Origin of the sequence: uncultured Aquimonas sp. (genome assembly GCF_937888285.1) — a bacterium.
GTDB lineage: Bacteria > Pseudomonadota > Gammaproteobacteria > Xanthomonadales > Xanthomonadaceae > Aquimonas.
Genome location: NZ_CALART010000089.1, coordinates 51,411 through 66,776 on the forward strand (window position 1 = coordinate 51,411; position 15,366 = coordinate 66,776).

The window sequence follows — 15,366 nt, forward strand, 5'->3', positions numbered from 1 at the left end:
TCCGCCGGCGCCAACGCGCCCGCGGCTCTAGAACTCGCCCCTGAACCAGTTGCGCAGGCGCCCGAAGGCGCTGCCGACCTTGCCCGGCACCACCGGCGCGCGGCGCGGACGCTCCTGCTGGCTGCCCCACAGCAGCAGACCGACGCCGGTCGCATGCACGGGGTTACCGACCACTTCGCCCAGGCCACCGACGTACTGCGGGATGCCGATGCGCACCGGCATGTGCAGCATTTCTTCTGCCAGTTCCGCCACGCCCTCCATGCGCGAGGCGCCACCGGTCAGCACCAGGCCCGCGCGCACCAGCTCCTCGAAGCCGGAGCGGCGAAGCTCGGCCTGCACCATCTCGAAGATTTCCTCGTAGCGGTTCTGCACCGCCTCGGCCAGCGCCTGTCGCGCCAGCCGCCGCGGCGGGCGATCGCCGACGCTGGGCACCTGGATGCTCTCCTCCGCGGTCGCCAGCTGGGCCAGCGCGCAGGCGTAACGCACCTTGATCTCTTCGGCGTGCGGCGTCGGCGTGCGCAGCAGATGGGCGATGTCGCTGGTGACCTGATCGCCGGCGATCGGCAGCGAAGCGGTATGGCGGATCGCGCCCTGCGCGAACACCGCGATGTCGGTGGTGCCGGCGCCGATGTCGACCAGCGCCACACCCAGTTCCTTCTCGTCCGAGGTCAGCACCGCCTGCGAGCTGGCGAGGCCGGCCAGGATCAGGTCGTCGACCTGCAGGCCACAGCGCTGCACGCACTTCATGATGTTCTGCGCCGCCGACTGCGCGCCGACCACCAGATGCGCGCGCACTTCCAGGCGCACGCCGGACATGCCGACCGGATGGCGGATGCCCTCCTGCGAGTTGTCGACGATGTACTCCTGCGGGATCGCGTGCAGGATCTTCTGGTCCGATGGAATCGCCACCGCCTTGGCGGCTTCGAGCACGCGCTCCATGTCGCCGTAGCTGACCTCGCCCTCGCGGATCGGCACGATGCCCGGCGAGTTCTTGCACTGGGTGTGGCTGCCGGAGATCGAGGCGTAGACCGAGCGGATCTCGCAGCCGGCCATGACTTCGGCCTCCTCGATCGCGCGCTGGATCGAATGCACGGTGGACTCGATGTCGACCACCACGCCGCGGCGCAGGCCGGTCGAACTGTGGCTGCCGATGCCGATGACCTCCAGCGGCTCATCGGGCGTGTACTCGCCGACCAGGGCCACCACCTTGGAGGTGCCGATGTCGAGGCCGACGATCAGGGATTTGTCGCCTTTGCGGTTCATGTGTTCCGTCTCGGTGCAGCGGGGGTGCCGGCCTCGACGGCCGGGGGCTCGGCCCACAGCAGGGCGAAGCCGTTGGCGTAGCGCAGGTCGGCACGAAGCAGGGGGCGCGCTTCGGCGCGCTTGAGTTCAGGCAGGGCGGCGACGAAGCGCTCAAGACGCGGCAGGGGCTGGCTGCGGCCCAGCACCAGCTCGGTGCCGCTGGCGAGCAGCAGGGTCCAGGCGCCGCGCGGCGACAGCTGCAGGTGCTGCGGCGCGTCGCCCACCAGGGTCAGCAGGGGCTGGGTGCGCGCGTACATCTGCATTACTTCGTCGATCTGGCTGTCGGCCGCCTCGAAGCGCGGCAGGCCCTGCAGGGTTTCCAGGTCGGGCACTTCGAACAGCTGGCCGCGATCGGACAGCAGGCGCGACTCGCCCCAGCGGGCCAGCGCGCGGTGCTCGACCAAAGCGATCTCCAGGGTGTCGGGCCAGAGCTTGCGCACCGCCACCTGCTCCACCCAGGGCAGGGCCGCGAGCGAGGCGCGCACGCCCTCCAGGTCGACCGCAAAGAAGCCGCGGTCGAGATGCGGCCGCACCGCCGCCTGCACCTGCTCGGCGCTGACCCGCTGGAATTCGGCGGACACGCGCAGCTGCCCCAGCGGCCAGCGATCGGACGCGAACCAGCCGTTCAGCACCGCGACCACGGGCAGGGTGACGACCGTCAGTGCGAACAACCAGGCGAACAGGCGGACCAGGGCGTTCATGCGGGCTCGCGAACCTCAAGCGTCTGGGCGAGGATGGCAAGACAAAGGTCCTCGTAGGACTGCCCCGTCTGGCGCGCGGCCTTGGGCACCAGCGAGTGGCTGGTCATGCCCGGTGCGGTGTTCACTTCCAACAGCCAGTTGCGGCCCTCGCGGTCGCGCATCACATCGACCCGGCCCCAGCCGCGGCAGCCCAGCGCCTCGAAGGCGCGCAGCGCAAGCGCGCCGAGCTCGGCCTCGGCAGGGCCATCAAGTCCCGGACAGAGATACTGCGTTTCCTCCGACTGGTACTTCGCCTCGTAGTCGTACCAGGCCCCCTTGGGCACGATGTGGATGCTCGGCAGCGCACGTCCGGCAATGATGCCGACAGTGAAATCGCCCCCTTCGATCAGCTGCTCCATCAGCAGCTCGCCGGGATAGCGCGCGGCCAGTTCGATCGCGGCATCGAGGTCGGCTTCACTGAACACGCGGCTGACGCCGACGCTGGAGCCCTCGCAGGCCGGCTTGACGATCACCGGCAGGCCAAGCGTGCGGGCCGCGGCCTGCACGTCGTCGCCCTTCTTCAGACGCACATAGCGCGGCGTCGGCAGGCCCAGCGCCAGCCAGACCTGCTTGCTGCGGATCTTGTCCATCGACAGCGCCGAGCCGAGCACGTCGGAGCCGGTGTAGGGCACACCGAAGGCTTCGAGCAGGCCCTGCACCACGCCGTCCTCGCCGCCGCCGTGGTGGCCGTGGAGGATATTGAAGACGCGATCCACCGTTCCTTTCGCAAGCGACTCGCGCAGGGCGGGAATGCCGTCGACGGCGAAGGCTTCGACGCCGCGCACGCGCAGCGCTTCCAGCACGTTGCGGCCGGAGTCGAGGCTGACCTCGCGCTCGCTGGAGCTGCCGCCCAGCAGGACGGCGACGCGACCGAAGGTCTTGGGATCGAGTGTGTTCATGCTCATGCGGCCCCGTCCGTGTGGGCAGAAAAGTCGAGTCCGGTCGCGGCCAGGGCCTGGCTGCTGCGGCCGATGTCACCGGCGCCGGAAAGAATCAGAAGGTCACCATCGACCAGCAGGTCGGGCAGGGTTGCGGCGAGCTCGCGCGGATGCGCGACCAGCACCGGGTCGATGCGGCCGCGGGCGCGGATGGCGCGGGCCAGGGCGCGCGCGTCGGCACCCGGGATCGGCGCCTCTCCGGCCGGGTAGACCTCGGTCAGTACCAGCACGTCGACCTCGCTCAGCACCGCAGCGAAGTCGTCCAGCAGGTCGCGGGTGCGGCTGTAGCGGTGCGGCTGGAAGGCCAGCACCAGGCGCTTGTCGGGCCAGCCGCCGCGGGCCGCGGCAATGGTGGCGGCCAGCTCGCGCGGGTGATGCCCGTAGTCGTCGACCAGCTCGGCGGCGCCCTCGCGCAGGGCGACCGCGCCGAGGCGGTTGAAGCGCCGGCCCACGCCCTGGAAGCCGCCCAGCGCGCGGATGATGGCAGCGCCGTCCACGCCCAGCTGCCAGCCGACGGCGGCTGCAGCGAGCGCGTTCTGCACGTTGTGCCGGCCCGGCAGGTTCAGCGTCACCGGCAGCGCCGGCTCGCCCGGCAGGTGCAGGTCGAAGTGCATCTGCGCGCCGTCCTGGCGGACCGCGCTGGCGCGCACGTCGGCATCCTCGGCGAAGCCATAGGTGACCAGATGACGCGGCATCTCCTCGGCCAGCGCGCGCACTTCGGGGTCGTCGATGCACAGTACGGCGAGCCCGTAGAAGGGCAGGCGATGCAGGAACTCGGAGAAGGCCGCCTGCACGCGGGCGAAGTCGCCGCCGTAGTTCTCGAGGTGGTCGACGTCGATATTGGTGACCACCGCGATCAGCGGGGTGAGGCGCAGGAAGCTGCCGTCGCTCTCGTCGGCCTCGGCGACCAGCCAATCGCCCTGCCCCAGCCCCGCATTGGCGCCGGCCGACAGCAGCTTGCCGCCGATCACGAAGGTCGGGTCGAGCGCGCCTTCCGACAGCACGCTGGCGGTCAGGCTGGTCGTGGTGGTCTTGCCGTGGGTGCCGGCGATGGCGATGCCGCGGCGGAAGCGCATCAGCTCGGCCAGCATCTCGGCGCGCGGCACGATCGGCACGCGCTCGGCGCGCGCGGCGACCAGCTCGGGGTTGTCGGCGCGGACCGCGCTCGACACCACCACCACGTCGGCCTCGCGCAGGTTCTCGGCGCGATGGCCGATCTCCACGCGCACGCCCTGCTCGCGCAGTCGCGCCGTGGCCGCGCCCTCGGTGAGGTCCGAGCCCGACACGGTGTAGCCCAGCGTGCACAGCACCTCGGCAATACCGCTCATGCCGACGCCGCCGATGCCGACGAAATGGACGCGGCGGAAGGCGGTGGCGATGTCGCCGTGGTCGGACAGTCGCCTCATCGGCTGGACTCCTCGATGCAGATGTCGGCGACGCGCTCGGCGGCATCGGTGCGCGCAAGCCGGCGCGCGGCGATCGCCATGTCTAGGGCCCGGCCCGCGTCGCCCGCCAATGCGTGCAGTGCGTCGGCGAGGCGATGAGTGAAGCCCTCGCCTTCCACGACCTTCAGCGCCGCGCCGGCCTCGACCAGCCAGTCGGCATTGCGGCTCTGGTGGTCATCGGCGGCGGTGGGCAGGGGCACCAGCACGGCGGGCAGACCAACCGCGCAGAGTTCGGCCAGGGTCGAGGCGCCTGCACGGCAGACCACGAGGTCCGCCCAGCGGTAGGCCTCAGGCATCTCCTCGATGAAGGCCGTGGTGTCGGCGCGCAGGCCGGCCTCGGCGTAGCGCTGCGCGGTCGCCTCCAGCGCCGTGGTGCCGGTCTGGTGGCGGATCTCGCAGCAGACGCCCGACAGGCGCAGGGCCTCGGGCAGGTTCTGGTTCAAGGCTCGTGCGCCCTGGCTGCCGCCGATCACCAGCAGGCGCAGCGGGCCCGGCGCGCGTTCGCGCAGCTCGGGTGCGGGCAGTTCGGCGATCGCGGCGCGCACCGGATTGCCGACGACTTCCTCGTGCACAAACGTGCCGGGCATGCCGACCAGGCAGCGGCGCGCGAAGCGCGCCAGCAGCCGATTGGTCAGGCCCGGCGCGCGGTTGGATTCATGCAGCAGCAGCGGACGCCGCAGCAGCCAGGCCGCCAACCCGCCGGGGCCGGCGGCGAATCCGCCGAAACTCAGCACGCAGCGCGGCTTGAGCCGATGCAGCAGGCGCAGCGCGCCCAGCAGCGCGCGCAGCAGCATGAAGGGCGCGGTCAGACGCCGCAGCAGGCCGCCGCCGCGTAGCCCGCGAACCGGCAGGGTGTGCAGGCTGATGCCGGCCGCCGGCACCAGCCGCGTCTCCATCGCGCCCTCGGCGCCCAGCCATTCGACAGGCACGGCGCGCGCGGACAGTGCACGCGCCACCGCCAGGCCCGGAAAGATGTGCCCGCCGGTGCCGCCGGCAAGAATCAGCACGGGCCCGCTCATGGCAGGGCTCCAATGCCCGGCTCGATGCGCGCGCGCGCCGGGCCAGGGCGGAACACCGGGCTCGGCACCTCGATCCTGTTCGGCGCGGTCGGCGCCGGTCGCTGCAGCAGCTCGGCCGGATCCTGCAGGTCTTCACCGCGCAGGCGGCCGGTCTGGCGGCGCGCGCGCTCGGCCTCGTAGCTGACCCGCAGCAGCAGGCCGATCGCCACGCAGCTCATGATCACGCTGGAGCCGCCCGAGGAGATCAGCGGCAGGGTCAGGCCCTTGGTCGGCAGCACGCCCATGTTGACGCCGATGGAGACCAGCGACTGCAGGCTCATCCACAGCGAAACGCCGAAAGCGCAGTAGCCCGCATACATCCGACCCATCTCGATCGCGCGCAGGCCCAGCCAGAAGCCGCGCGCCGCCAGCAGCACGAACAGGCCGACCAGCACGCTGACGCCGAGGAAGCCCGTCTCTTCGGCGAAAACCGCGAAGATGAAGTCGGTATGCGCCTCGGGCAGGTAGAACAGCTTCTGCACCGAGGCGCCCAGGCCCACGCCGGTGGCTTCGCCGCGGCCGATGGCGATCAGCGAATGGCTGAGCTGGTAGCCCGCACCGAAGGGATCCTGGAAGGGATCGAGGAAGGACACCAGCCGGCGCAGCCGGTAGGGCTCGAACACCGCCAGCGCGGCCAGGGCGATGCCGCCAAGCGCCACCGGCGCCATCAGGTAGGGCACGCGCGCGCCGCCCAGCCAGAGCATGCCGGCGGTGATCGCGCACAGCAGCACGGTCGAGCCGAAGTCCGGCTGCCACAGCAGCAGCCCGCTCAGCAGGACCAGCACGCCCATCGGCTTCAGCACGCCCCACAGGCGGTCCTGCAGCTGCTCGCGGTAGCGCACCATGTAGCCGGCCAGCCACAGGATCATCAGCAGCTTGACCGCCTCGACCGCCTGGAAGCCGAAGAAGCGCAGGTCGATCCAGCGCGTGGCGCCGTTGACCTCGCGGCCGATGCCCGGCACCAGCACCGCGACCAGCAGCAGGATGGCGAGCAGCAGCAGGCCGGCGCCGCGGCGCTCCAGCAGGCGCAGCTCGGTGCGCATCAGCAGGCCAGCGCCGATCGCGCCGACGACCAGGAAGAACAGGTGGCGCTGCAGGTAATAGAAGCTTTCGACGCCGTGCCCTTCGGACACCGCCAGCGAGCTGGAGGCGACCATCACCACGCCGATCGACACCAGCGCGACCACCACCGCCAGCAGCACGCGGTCGAACTCGCCGGCGATCTCCTCGCGCTTCTGCGCCTGTGGATTGAGCTGCCCGCTCATCAGCGCACCTTCAGCGTGGCGAGCCCGACCAGCACCAGCACCACGGTGATGATCCAGAAGCGGACGATCACGCGCGGCTCGGGCCAGCCCTTGAGCTCGAAGTGGTGGTGGATCGGCGCCATCCGGAACACGCGGCGGCCGGTCAGCTTGAAGCTCGCGACCTGGATCATCACCGACAGCGTCTCGATGACGAAGATGCCGCCCATGATCACCAGCACCAGCTCCTGGCGGACGATCACCGCCAGCGTGCCCAGCACCGCCCCAAGCGCCAGCGCGCCGATGTCGCCCATGAAGACCTGCGCGGGATAGGTGTTGAACCACAGGAAGCCCAGGCCCGCGCCACCGATCGCCGCGCACAGGATCACCAGCTCGCCGGCGCCGGGAATCTGCGGGATCAGCAGGTACTGCGAGAACAGCGCATGCCCGGACACATAGGCAAAGATGCCGAGCGCTGCGGCCACCAGCACGGTCGGCATGATCGCCAGCCCGTCGAGGCCATCGGTGAGGTTCACCGCGTTCGAGAAGCCGACGATCCAGAAGTAGGCGATGACGATGAAGCCCAAGCCCAGCGGCAGGGCGAAGTCCTTGACCAGCGGGATGTGGAAGGCGGTCGCCGCCGGCACATCGGCGGTGGCATACAGCGCGATCGCGGCGATCAGGCCGAACACCGACTGCAGCAGGTACTTCCAGCGCGACTTCAGGCCCTTGGGGTCACGCCGCACGATCTTGAGGTAGTCGTCCAGCCAGCCGATGAAGCCGAAGGCCACCAGCACGCCCAGCAGGATCCAGATGTAGCGGTTCGACAGATCCGCCCAGAGCAGGGTCGAGGCGGCCACGGTCGAGAGGATCAGCGCGCCGCCCATGGTCGGCGTACCGGCCTTGGAGAAGTGCGACTGCGGACCGTCGCTGCGGATCGGCTGGCCGCCGGACTTCAGCGCCGCCAGCCGGCGGATGAAGGCCGGGCCCAGCCACAGCGACAGGGCGAGCGCGGTCAGCGCGCCCAGGATCGCGCGCAGGGTCAGGTAGTTGAAGACGGCGAAGAAGCGCTCATAGCCCTCCAGCCAGCGCGCGAGTTCAAGCAGCATGCGCACCTCCCGGCGACGTGCCCTGGCCATCGAACAGGGCCGCCACCACGCGCTCCATGCGGCTGCCGCGCGAGCCCTTGACCAGCACGCGCAGGCCGGGCGCGAGGCGCGGACGCAGGGCATCGGCCAGGCTCTCCTGGGTGTCGAAGTGCTGGCCGCCCTCGCCGAAGGCCCGACTGGCCGCCGCGGCCAGGGCACCGACCGTGAACACGCCAGCCAGGCCCTGCGCGCGCGCATGCGCACCGACCTCGGCGTGCAGTCGCTCGGCGTCCGGCCCGAGCTCACGCATGTCGCCCAGCACCAGCCACGCCGCGGTTCCGCCAGCAGCAAGCGTGTCGATGGCGGCACGCACCGAGCCGGGGTTGGCGTTGTAGCTGTCGTCGATGATTTCGGCGCCGCTGGCGTGCGCGCGCGCCTGGAAGCGGCCGGCAACGCGCTGCGCGGCCTCCAGGCCCTCGCCGATCTGCACCAGGTCGATGCCCGCTGCCACCGCCAGCGAGGCTGCGGCCAGCGCGTTCATCACGCTGTGGCGCCCCGGCAGCGGCAGATGCAGGTCCAGCCCGCCGGCCGGCGTGCACAGGCGGAAGCGGCTGCCGGACTCCGTAGGCTGCAGGCGCTCGGCGTACACGTCGGCATCGTTGTCCAGCCCGAAACGCAATTGGCGACGCGCGCCGACCATCTGCGCGAACAGCGGCGCGAAGGCGTCGTCGGCATTGATGACGGCGACGCCGTCTTCCGGCAGCTCGCGGTAGATCGCGCCCTTGGTCTCGGCGATGCCGAGCAGGGAGCCCATGCGCTCCAGGTGCGCCGGGCCGATGTTGTTGACCAGGCTGTAGCGCGGCCGCGCGATCCGCGCCAGCCACTCGATGTCGCCGGGCGCGCCGGCCCCCATCTCGTAGACCGCGTACTCGGCGTCCTCCGGCTGGTTCAGCAGGGACAGCGGCATGCCGATCTCGTTGTTGAAGTTGCCGGGGTTGGCCCAGGCGCTGCCGACCCGCTCCAGGATGCCAGCGAGCAGGGTCTTGACCGTGGTCTTGCCGTTGCTGCCGGTCAGACCGAACACCCGGGTCGTGCGCGAACGCGCCACGCCGGCCGCCAGCCGCCCCAGCGCCTGCACGGTGTCGGCGACTTCGAGCTGGGCCAGCTCCACCGGCAGCGGCCGCTGCACCAGCAGGGCGGCCGCACCGGCCGCACAGGCGGCATCGGCGAAGTCGTGGCCGTCGAAGTGTTCGCCGCGCAGGCAGACAAACAGATCGCCCGCGCGAATCGCCCGCGAATCGGTCTGCACGCGCAGCACCGGCTGGCCGGCGCGCTGCGGTCCGCGCAGGTGGGCCTCGGCGAACCCGGCGACTTCGGTCAGGCTGAGCGGCCTCATGCGCTCCCCCGCAGTGCCAGCGCCGCCACCGCCAGATCGTCGAAGGGCAGACGGCGCTCGCCGGTTTCCTGGTAGGTCTCGTGGCCCTTGCCGGCGACCAGCACGGTATCGGCCGGACCGGCGGCACGGATCGCCGCGCGGATCGCCGCCGCGCGGTCGCGTTCGACCTCGACGGCCGCGCCCGGCGCGAAGCCGGCCAGGATGTCGGCGACGATGGCCTCGCCATCCTCGCTGCGCGGATTGTCGTCGGTGACGATCACCTGATCGGCGAGGCGGCCGGCGATCGCCGCCATCTGCGGGCGCTTGCCGCGATCGCGATCGCCGCCGCAGCCGAACACGCAGAGCAGGCGGCCGGCGGTGTGCTGGCGCAGGCTGGACAGGGCCTGCTCCAGGCCATCCGGGGTGTGGGCGTAATCGACCACCACCAGCGGCTGAGCGGCGCTGCCGCCCAGACGGTTCATGCGTCCGGGAATCGGCTCCAGCCGCGGCAGCAGGGCGGCGACGCGGGCGAAGTCGACGCCCAGCGCCAGCAGCACGCCGGCCACGGCCAGCAGGTTGTCGACGTTGAAACGACCGAGCAGGGGCGAATCGATGCGCACCGACTCGACTCCGTACTGCAGGTGGAAGTGCAGGCCGGCGGCGTCGAGCGCGACATCGCCGGCGCGCAGCACCGCATTGCCGGCACCCAGCGCGCTGAAGCCGATCAGGTCGACGCGCTCGGGCAGTCCGGCCGCGATCAGCGCGCCCTGCGTGTCGTCGAGATTGATCACCGCGGCGCGCAGGCTGTCCCAGGCGAACAGGCTGGCCTTGGCGGCGGCGTAGGCGGCCATGGTGCCGTGGTAGTCGAGGTGGTCGCGACTCAGGTTGGTGAACACCGCCACGTCGAACTGCAGGCCGGCGACGCGGCCCTGGTCGAGCGCATGCGAGGACACCTCCATCGCCACCACCTGGGCCCCGGCCAGGCTGAGCGTGGCGAGCAGGCGATGCACTTCGAGCACGTCGGGCGTGGTGCGTTCGTGCGCCACCAGCTGGCCGTGCAGGCCGGCGCCCAGGGTGCCGATGCTGCCGGCGACGCGGCCCAGCAGCTGCAGCGCCTGCGCGCTCAGCTGCACGGTCGAGGTCTTGCCGTTGGTGCCGGTGACCCCGACCAGCTCCAGCCCCAGCGTGGGGGCGGCATACAGGGCCTGGGCCAGCTGCGGCAGGCGCTCGCGCAGGCCGGGCACGACCAGCAGGGGCACCGGCAGCAGCGGCGCGGCACCCTCGAAAGGTTCGGACAGCACCACCACGGCGCCGCGCCGCACCGCTTCGGCGGCATGCAGCAGACCGTGCGTGCGCGCGCCGGCCAGCGCGACGAAGCCCTCGCCCGGTTCGACCGCGCGGCTGTCCAGGCGCAGCCCGCTCAGGCTGAGCTCGGGCAGGTCGCTGCATTCGGGCAGCAGCTCCTGCAGGCTGAGCGGCGGCAGGCGCGGGCTCACTGCGCGACCCCCGCATCGGGCGTGGGCTCGATCGCGCCTTCTGCCTCCAGCGGCAGCTCGCCCGGCAGCAGCGCCGGCGCCTGGATCGGCGTCGACACGTACCACTGCTGGATGTCGTCCGGCGGCACGTCGAGGATGCGCAGGGCATCGGCCATCACCCGGCCGAACACCGGTGCGGCGACCAGGCCGCCGAAGTGCTGCTGGGGGTCGGGATCGTTGATCACCACCACCATCGACAGGCGCGGATTCGAGGCCGGCACCAGGCCGGCGAACATGCTGATGTAGCGCTTCTCGTAGCCGCCGGGCACCGAGCGCCGCGAGGTGCCGGTCTTGCCGGCGACGCGGTAGCCGGACACGCGGGCGCGGGTCGCGCTGCCCTCCGGCCCGGTGACGGTCTCCAGCATGTCCATCAGCGTCCGCGCCAGCTGCGGATCGATCACCGAACGGCCCTCGCCGGCACCGCCGCGCACGAAGGTCGGCGGCATCCACACGCCACCGTTGCCGATCGCCGCATAGGCCTGGGCGATCTGCAGGGCATTGGTGGACAGCCCATAGCCGTACGAGATCGTGGCCTTCTCCAGCACGCCCCAGCGGCGCGGTTCCATCAGCACGCCGGCCTGCTCGCCGGGGAAGCCGGCGCCGGTCAGCTCGCCGAAGCCGAAGCGGCGCAGCAGGTCGTGGAAATGCTCGTTGGGCATGTCCAGGGCCAGCTTGACCGCAGCGATGTTGGAGGACTTGGTCAGCAGTCGGGTCGGGCTGACCGTGCCGAAGTTGCGGATGTCGCGGATGGTGTGGCGGGCCAGCGGCATGTAGCCGGGGCTGGTCTCGATCAGGGTGTCGGGCTTCCAGCGCCCGGTTTCGAGCGCCGCGGCCACGGTGAACACCTTGATCACCGAGCCCGGCTCGAACACGTCGGTCAGCGCGCGGTTGCGCCGCGAGGACGGGTCCGCTCCCTCGCGGGTATTCGGGTTGTAGGTCGGCAGGTTGACCATCGCCAGCACTTCGCCGGTCGGCACGTCGGTGATCACCACCGTGCCCGAGGCCGCCTGGTTTTCCTCCAGCGCCCGCCGCAGCTCGCGGTAGGCGACGTGCTGCAGGCGCCGGTCGATCGAAAGCGCGAGGTCACGACCCGGCTCGGCGGCGGCCAGCAGGTCGACGTCGATCGGCCGACCGCGGCGGTCGCGCACCACCCGCTTGCTGCCGGGGGTGCCGCTCAGCCAGTCGTTGAAAGCGAGCTCCAGTCCCTCCTGGCCAACGTCGTCGATATTGGTGAAGCCCAGCACATGGGCCGCGATCTCGCCCATCGGATAGAAGCGGCGGAACTCGCGGCGGTTGTGCACGCCAGGGATCTCCAGCGCCATCACCAGGTCGGCATCGTCCGGGTTCATCTGCCGCCGCAGGAACAGGAATTCGCGGTCGGCGCGCTCCGCGACCCGCTGCTGCAGCGTGGCGGCGTCGATACCGAGGGCAGCCGCCAGCTCGGGGATGCGCTGCGGGTGCAGCGACAGCTCCTTGGGGTTCGCCCACAGCGAAGCGACCGGCGTCGACACCGCCAGCGGCTCGCCGTTGCGGTCGGTGATCATCCCGCGCGAGGTCGGCACCGGCAGCTCGCGCAGGTGGTACTGCTCGCCCTTCTGCTGGTAGAACTCGGCGCGCAGCAGCTGCATGTCGGCCGCGCGCGCAACCAGCAGCACGCCGCAGCAGGCCAGGCCCGCCGCCAGCAGGTTCAGGCGCATGCGCAGGTTCGGTGCGGGCCGGCGCGACTTGCTCACTGGCGCACCACCTGGATCTCCACCGGCTCGGGCGAGCGCATGCCGAGCTGCTCGCGGGCCACGCGCTCGATGCGGAAGGTCTCGCCCCAGGTTGCCTGCTCCAGCTGCAGGCGGCCGAACTCGATGTTCAGCTCGTCGCGCTGGGCCTCCAGCCGGGTCAGCTCGGCGAACAGCAGGCGATGCTCGTGGCGCGACTCCACCAGGGCGATGCCGCTCAGCACGATGCCCACCACCAGCGGCAGCCCGATCAGCACGCGCAGGTTCATGCGAGCTTCTCCGCCACGCGCAGCACCGCGCTGCGGGCGCGCGGGTTGCTCGCGAGTTCGTCGGCCTCGGCGCGGAGGGCGCCACCGATCAGGGCGAGCGTCGGCTTGAACTCGGCGGCCACCGGCAGGCGCCGATTGCCGGGCGCCGGCTTGGCCAGTGCATGCATGAACTGCTTGACCTGGCGGTCCTCCAGCGAGTGGAAGCTGATAACGGCAAGCCGCCCCCCCGGTTTCAGCCGGGAAAGGGCGGCCGCCAGCCCTGTAACCAGATCGTCCAGCTCGCGGTTCAGATAGATCCGCAAGGCCTGGAACGTACGTGTGGCGGGGTGCTTGCCGGGCTCGCCGCGACCGATGCAGGCACGCACCAGGTCGGCCAGCTCGGCGGTCCGGGTCAGCAGGGCTTCGGGCCGGCGCGCGACGATGGCCCGCGCAATGCGCCGGCTCATCCGCTCTTCGCCGTAGGCCCACAGCACATCCGCGATCTCCGTCTCGGTGGCCCGCGCCAGAAACTCCGCCGCGCTTTCACCGGAGTCCGGATCCATGCGCATGTCGAGCGGCCCGTCCTGCATGAAGCTGAAGCCGCGCTCGGCCTGGTCCAGCTGGGGCGAGGACACCCCGAGGTCCAGCAGCACGCCATCCAGCCCACCGGCCGTGGCCTCCCACTCCGCCAGACCCGCGAAGCTGCCGCGCCGGATCGCCACCCGCGGATCGCCCGCGAACTCGGCTTCGGCGCAGGCGATCGCCTGCGGGTCCTTGTCCATCAACAGCAGTCGGCCGGCCGGCCCCAGCTGGGCCAGCACCCCGCGCGCGTGTCCGCCGCGGCCGAAGGTGCCGTCCAGATAGGTGCCGTCCTTGACCACCCGCAGACCTTCCATGACCTGCGCATACAGCACCGGGATGTGGTCGGCCGGCGGCGCATCGTTGCGCATCGCCCGAGTCCTCCCCGGCTACAGCGTGAGGTCGAGCATGGCGTCGCTGATCTCGTCTTCCCCGATGGTCTGACGGATCTGCGCGAGGTGCGCCTGCTCGCTCCAGAGTTCGAACTTGCCGCCCATGCCCAGCAGGACGGCCTTCTTCTCGATGCCGGCGGCGTTGCGATGGCTGGCCGGCAGCAGCAGGCGCCCGTTCGCATCGACGTCGACGAAGGTGGCCGCGCCCACCAGCTTCAGCTGCAGGGCGCGATGCACCTTCTTGGCATTCGGCAGGGCGTTGACCTGGTCGCGCACCTGCTCCCAGGCCGCGACCGGATACAGCCACAGGCAGCCCTGCTCATAGGGGTTGTAGGTGACGACCAGGCGGTTCGCACACTCGCGCACGACGAGCTCGCGGTAAGCGGTGGGCACCGCCAGCCGGCCCTTGTCGTCGATCGTGATAGCGGTCTCGCCCTGAAACATTCCCCACCGAACCCCACAAAAAGCCCGTTTTTTCTACGGTTGCCCACACTAAGCGCGGGGTTTGGGGGTGTCAAGAAAATTCCGGAGCGAAAACGCGGCTAAACCCCTGTCTGCATTGGGGTTTTCTGAACGGGTTCTGACGATTCGCGGGCAAACGCACCGGGAAACATGCGCTTGCCTGCGCAAACTCGAAACTACTTTAAGTTCGAGCCCGCTTTGGCGGCCCCTGACGTGACCGGATTGGCAGACAGCAGCGCCCGCAGTTCCGCGCTGATCCGCGCGGTTTCGCGCAGCGGCAGAACATCCCAGGCCTGGTAGTCCAGCTTGAGCGGTCGCACCCGGCCGCGTTCGAGCAGATCGCGGTACAGCGCGCCCAGCTTGCCGCGCACCGGCTTGAGCGCCGGCACCAGCACCGGCACCGCGGTGGCGCAGGCCTCGGACAGCATATTGGCCGAGTCCGGGGTGACCACGATGCGCTCGGCCCAGGCCAGCAGGCCGCCATAGGGGTTGGGGCCATCGGCCTCGCCGTGCCACTGCAGGCCGGGCAGATCGCCCAGATCCTTGCGTGCGGCCTCGCGCAGCCAGGCCGGCGTGCGCCGCGAGCTGCTGACCAGCAGGCTGCCGCCATCGCGGGCCTGCCAGTGATGCAGGATCGTGCACAGCCGCAGCCACAGTCCGCGGTCCAGATCGAAGGAGGAATGCGGGCCACCCAGCAGCACGACCGTGCGCGGCGAGGGCAGCCGCGACAGCTCGGCATGCGCGATCCGCGCCCGCGCCAGCGTCGGCCCGTCGACACCGTGCAGGCCACCGGTGAAGCCCAGGACGTTCGGCCCCTCCAGCCCGTCATGCGTTGGCGCCAGCACCGCGTCCCAGTGCCGCGGGTCGATCCGCGGATCGAGGATCTGCACGGCCTTGCAGCCGGACACATGGCGCTTCAGCCAGCGCGTCGCCAGCGCGCCCTGGCGGCCACAGCCGATCGCCAGCCGCGGCGGCGCCTCGCGCAGCGCCTGCTCGAAGCCCGCGGCGAACACATCGCCGCGTGTCGGCAGCCAGCGCGGCGCCAGCCAGCGCCAGGGCGCGCGGGTCTGCAGCGTCCACTCATACGGCTCGATGCCCAGGGACTCGGCCAGCGCCAGCGCGGGCTTGCGGTTGCCGGTGGCGCCATCGGTCAGGACCCAGGCCGGAGCCAGCGTCGGATGCATGCGGTGGGCCCCGGCTCTGCAACGCAGCGTTGCGTCGGGCCCGGATTAT

At 71.1% G+C, this 15,366-nt stretch carries 14 protein-coding genes; all 14 read right to left on the bottom strand.

Annotated features, from left to right (window positions below):
• Positions 1–27: 27 nt before the first annotated feature.
• Positions 28–1,263, bottom strand: a complete 1,236-nt coding sequence (gene ftsA / locus Q0654_RS16235) for a cell division protein FtsA (protein WP_091244075.1) — start codon at positions 1,261–1,263, stop codon at positions 28–30.
• Positions 1,260–2,003, bottom strand: coding sequence for a cell division protein FtsQ/DivIB (locus Q0654_RS16240; protein WP_298855826.1), 744 nt, complete (start codon positions 2,001–2,003; stop codon positions 1,260–1,262). Before Q0654_RS16240 ends, ftsA begins: the two co-directional genes overlap by 4 nt.
• Positions 2,000–2,947, bottom strand: a complete 948-nt coding sequence (locus tag Q0654_RS16245; RefSeq protein ID WP_298855827.1) for a D-alanine--D-alanine ligase — start codon at positions 2,945–2,947, stop codon at positions 2,000–2,002. Before Q0654_RS16245 ends, Q0654_RS16240 begins: the two co-directional genes overlap by 4 nt.
• Positions 2,944–4,386 carry a UDP-N-acetylmuramate--L-alanine ligase gene (gene murC / locus Q0654_RS16250; protein WP_298855828.1) on the bottom strand — a complete coding sequence of 481 codons (1,443 nt, stop codon included), beginning with the start codon at positions 4,384–4,386 and terminating at the stop codon, positions 2,944–2,946. Before murC ends, Q0654_RS16245 begins: the two co-directional genes overlap by 4 nt.
• Complete coding sequence (murG, locus tag Q0654_RS16255) at positions 4,383–5,444, bottom strand: undecaprenyldiphospho-muramoylpentapeptide beta-N-acetylglucosaminyltransferase (protein ID WP_298855829.1); 1,062 nt, start codon at positions 5,442–5,444, stop codon at positions 4,383–4,385. The genes murC and murG overlap by 4 nt, the downstream gene beginning before the upstream one ends.
• Positions 5,441–6,748, bottom strand: coding sequence for a putative lipid II flippase FtsW (ftsW, locus tag Q0654_RS16260; protein ID WP_298855830.1), 1,308 nt, complete (start codon positions 6,746–6,748; stop codon positions 5,441–5,443). Before ftsW ends, murG begins: the two co-directional genes overlap by 4 nt.
• Positions 6,748–7,833: a phospho-N-acetylmuramoyl-pentapeptide-transferase gene (gene mraY / locus Q0654_RS16265; RefSeq protein ID WP_298855831.1), complete on the bottom strand. Its 1,086-nt coding sequence runs from the start codon at positions 7,831–7,833 to the stop codon at positions 6,748–6,750. Before mraY ends, ftsW begins: the two co-directional genes overlap by 1 nt.
• Positions 7,823–9,208 carry a UDP-N-acetylmuramoyl-tripeptide--D-alanyl-D-alanine ligase gene (gene murF / locus Q0654_RS16270; RefSeq protein ID WP_298855833.1) on the bottom strand — a complete coding sequence of 462 codons (1,386 nt, stop codon included), beginning with the start codon at positions 9,206–9,208 and terminating at the stop codon, positions 7,823–7,825. Before murF ends, mraY begins: the two co-directional genes overlap by 11 nt.
• Positions 9,205–10,683, bottom strand: a complete 1,479-nt coding sequence (locus Q0654_RS16275) for a UDP-N-acetylmuramoyl-L-alanyl-D-glutamate--2,6-diaminopimelate ligase (protein ID WP_298855835.1) — start codon at positions 10,681–10,683, stop codon at positions 9,205–9,207. The genes murF and Q0654_RS16275 overlap by 4 nt, the downstream gene beginning before the upstream one ends.
• The gene (locus Q0654_RS16280) at positions 10,680–12,455 is read right to left on the bottom strand and encodes a penicillin-binding protein 2 (protein WP_298855837.1); all 1,776 of its coding nucleotides are present in this window, start codon (positions 12,453–12,455) and stop codon (positions 10,680–10,682) included. Before Q0654_RS16280 ends, Q0654_RS16275 begins: the two co-directional genes overlap by 4 nt.
• Complete coding sequence (ftsL, locus tag Q0654_RS16285; RefSeq protein ID WP_298855900.1) at positions 12,452–12,715, bottom strand: cell division protein FtsL; 264 nt, start codon at positions 12,713–12,715, stop codon at positions 12,452–12,454. The genes Q0654_RS16280 and ftsL overlap by 4 nt, the downstream gene beginning before the upstream one ends.
• 2 nt (positions 12,716–12,717) lie before the next feature.
• Complete coding sequence (rsmH, locus tag Q0654_RS16290; RefSeq protein WP_298855838.1) at positions 12,718–13,650, bottom strand: 16S rRNA (cytosine(1402)-N(4))-methyltransferase RsmH; 933 nt, start codon at positions 13,648–13,650, stop codon at positions 12,718–12,720.
• A gap of 18 nt (positions 13,651–13,668) precedes the next feature.
• Positions 13,669–14,115, bottom strand: a complete 447-nt coding sequence (gene mraZ / locus Q0654_RS16295) for a division/cell wall cluster transcriptional repressor MraZ (RefSeq protein WP_298855839.1) — start codon at positions 14,113–14,115, stop codon at positions 13,669–13,671.
• A gap of 194 nt (positions 14,116–14,309) precedes the next feature.
• On the bottom strand, positions 14,310–15,317 hold the full coding sequence (locus Q0654_RS16300; protein ID WP_298855842.1) for a mitochondrial fission ELM1 family protein: 1,008 nt from the start codon (positions 15,315–15,317) through the stop codon (positions 14,310–14,312).
• Between the last annotated feature and the right edge of the window lie 49 nt (positions 15,318–15,366).